The organism is Celerinatantimonas yamalensis, from assembly GCF_046054155.1.
In the GTDB taxonomy this organism is placed as follows: domain Bacteria; phylum Pseudomonadota; class Gammaproteobacteria; order Enterobacterales; family Celerinatantimonadaceae; genus Celerinatantimonas; species Celerinatantimonas yamalensis.
Genome location: NZ_JBEQCT010000016.1, coordinates 1 through 2,766, shown reverse-complemented (window position 1 = coordinate 2,766; position 2,766 = coordinate 1). Strand labels below are relative to the sequence as shown.

The 2,766-nt window shown below is 40.4% G+C and carries 4 protein-coding genes; 1 reads left to right on the top strand and 3 read right to left on the bottom strand.

Translation table 11 applies throughout. The features are described from left to right. Window positions 1–185 precede the first annotated feature (185 nt). The 3 genes from ABUE30_RS18510 to ABUE30_RS18500 all read right to left on the bottom strand — a co-directional run bounded on the left by ABUE30_RS18510 (window position 186) and on the right by ABUE30_RS18500 (window position 1,790). Entirely contained in the window at window positions 186–611 is a 426-nt protein-coding gene (locus ABUE30_RS18510) for a heme-degrading domain-containing protein (RefSeq protein ID WP_408625320.1), read from the bottom strand. A gap of 81 nt (window positions 612–692) precedes the next feature. Continuing rightward, the gene (locus tag ABUE30_RS18505; RefSeq protein ID WP_408625319.1) at window positions 693–1,316 is read right to left on the bottom strand and encodes a LysE family translocator; all 624 of its coding nucleotides are present in this window, start codon (window positions 1,314–1,316) and stop codon (window positions 693–695) included. A 135-nt stretch (window positions 1,317–1,451) separates the two neighbouring features. After that, complete coding sequence (locus ABUE30_RS18500; RefSeq protein WP_408625318.1) at window positions 1,452–1,790, bottom strand: NIPSNAP family protein; 339 nt, start codon at window positions 1,788–1,790, stop codon at window positions 1,452–1,454. A 328-nt stretch (window positions 1,791–2,118) separates the two neighbouring features. Between ABUE30_RS18500 and ABUE30_RS18495 the strand changes: the two genes are divergently transcribed. Continuing rightward, window positions 2,119–2,766, top strand: a 648-nt coding sequence (locus ABUE30_RS18495) for an IS110 family transposase (RefSeq protein ID WP_408625317.1), incomplete at its 3' end; no start/stop codon positions are given.

The following is a 2,766-nucleotide window of genomic DNA, read 5'->3' as shown; positions in this document are numbered from 1 at the left end:
AAAAGCCAACTGAAGCACCACTCTCAACACAATCTATAAGCAATGAATTTAATTGAACTGAGACGCTAGAGGTTGAATGAATTTCCTTTATTTCCACTGAACTATCCTTGTAATTTAACGCTTGTAGCAGTTGCGCAGGCTTTTCCGCGTCGACTGCCTACGTTTGTTAATGTCTGAGTCCACAGTTAAATGTAATCCCTAAGAGCGGATACAATAAGATCATGATCCTCTACATCAGACAGTCCAGAAACAGTTATCACAGCTACTAAACCAGCATTCCGTACTTTGATAGGTATCGAACCACCTTTGGCTATGTAGTCATTTGATTCAAGGCCAAATGTTTTCTTAAGGCTCATTCCGCCGCTTTCTAGATCATTCTTTACAGCCAGTGAGCTCTCTTCGAATCTAATTGCGACATTTGCCTTTCTTCTTAGCCAATCATGCTTGTCTGCAGGTAGATTTTCAGAAACAAACTTAAAAATATTATGATTAAGCCTATCAACCGATACTGCTATTTTCTTTCCAGTAGAACGAGCTTCCTCAATAACTTTCAAGCCCATTTCTAGGGCTATTTCATTGCTGAACTCTTCTAGTTGAATAGTTCTTAACATTTGTCCTCTCCGTGACATTAACGCTCGGTTCAGCGGTTGTCAAAACGCGTAGCGTTTTGACAATCCGACTGCAACCGTTTGTTATGCTTCGTTGCTAGAAACAAGAGCAACTCCAAATCCAACAAACACCCCGCCAGTGATACGATTAAACCAAGCTAATATTTTCTCTTTCTCTAGATGCCTTCTCAACTTAGATGCCAATAATACATATAACATTAGAAACAAGAACGAACATGAGGCGAATGTACCGGCTAACAAAGCAAACTGAAATAAAATTGGTTCATCTGAATTGATAAATTGAGGAAATAACGCTGTGTAAAATGCGATAGCTTTGGGGTTGCTGATGCCTACAAAATACGACTCGCTAAATAATTTTGATTTTTTAGGTGTGAAAATTGATAAGCCTTCAGGACTTTTAGCATGAGATACAGACTTAGAGCACCATGCTTTTATACCAAGATAAATCAAGTACAAGCCACCTATAATTTTGATCGCTGTATGCAAAGAGGGAAACGCTAGAATTATTGCTCCCAGTCCTGCCGCCGATACTGATGCCAAAGTGAGCATTGCTACAACATTGCCGACTACACCTACAAGTGCGCTTCCACACCCATATTTGGCGCCATTTTTAATCGATAGAAATACAGCTGGACCTGGGCTAGCTGTCGCTACAATGCATATACCTAAAAATATGAGATAGTCCATTAATTCCTACTCGGTGAAGATGTTTTTAAAGCATAACGTTTCAAATCAGCTGACCGAAAAGCGCGCAGCGGTTTGGGGATCAGCTGGATTTGATTGTTATGCGCCGTATCCAAAAATCTCAGCCTATCCGACATATTATGGTACTGATATTGTAGATACTGGCGAGTATTCGATAGATTCAAGCACTCGGCCTGTTGCTTTGAGCACGGGCTCACCGATATCAAGATCCATTTTTTTCTTGATATCTATCCATTCTTGATCTGCGAGGAAAACCTTCCATTGGCGCTCCATCGTTTCCATATCCGGCCAATTTAAAATATAGATAAATTCCAACTTGGATGCAGTGACAGATTCCCAAAGGGCAACGATGTTGAACCCGTACTTTTTCATAATACGCATGGCATGATTTTGAAACCTTTCGTGGAAGGCCACACGTTTCTCTGGATTTACTTCATAAATTCTCAACTGATACATATTCATTTTCCTTAAAGCGCATAACGCCCAGTTAACCGGAGCGTAGGTTGATAATATTTTTGCGACTTTTTCTTTTTGCAAAAAGAATGGCAACCGTTTACGCTTCCGCGTTGCACTGCTTGTATGGATAATAACTAGCGAATAAGGGTAAAGTGAGACCCAGACTTTAGCAGCAACTAAAGTTCTCTATCTGATAGTTCGATTGAACGCTGGCTCCTCTATTGAGAGACCGATAACAAGAACGAACGTCAGATAGAACTCCAAGCATCACACTCGAATAGTCTTCTGGGTCTCGAGCCCGCATTTCGCAAGCAAGAGTTAGCTTATTATGAATACAAACACAGTTCAAAACATTCATGTCGGCGTTGATACCGGTAAGTCACAACTTGACATCTATATCCGACCTCTCGATATCTACTTTAACGTCACCAATGACGAAAAAGGGATTAAAGAAGCCATCCAAACCATTAAAAAATATCAACCTGAACGTATCGTCATCGAAGCGACTGGGCGGTTGGAAATGCCATTCATTTTAGCTTGTGACAACGCCAAATTACCTTATGTCATTGCTAATCCATTACACATCAAAAAGTTTTCTGGGGCTCTTGGGAATAGAGCTAAAAATGACCGTTTAGATGCGGCGCTTATTGCTTACTATGCCGAAGCCATCAAGCCAAAGCTCACCCAATTAAAAAGTGAAAACATTCGTTTAATGAGTGACTTAGTCACCAGACGCAATCAATTACTGTCAATGCAAACTATGGAAAAAAATCGACATCAAATTCTCTCAAAATCCATCGTCTCTTCGATCAAACCTATCTTAACTGCACTCAAAAACCAGATTAAAAAAGTAGAAGCTAGGATCGCTAAACTCATAGAAACTTGTCCTGATTACCGAGCCAAAAATGAAATACTACAAAGCATGCCTGGCATCGGAAAAATTGCGGCAGCCTCCATCATCAGTAACGTACCTGAG

Excerpts from the sequence above, each read along its gene's own strand:
- ABUE30_RS18505 (WP_408625319.1), bottom strand. The coding sequence starts at position 1,316 with ATGGACTATCTCATATTTTTAGGTATATGCATTGTAGCGACAGCTAGC.
- ABUE30_RS18500 (WP_408625318.1), bottom strand. The coding sequence starts at position 1,790 with ATGTATCAGTTGAGAATTTATGAAGTAAATCCAGAGAAACGTGTGGCC.
- ABUE30_RS18510 (WP_408625320.1), bottom strand. The coding sequence starts at position 611 with ATGTTAAGAACTATTCAACTAGAAGAGTTCAGCAATGAAATAGCCCTA.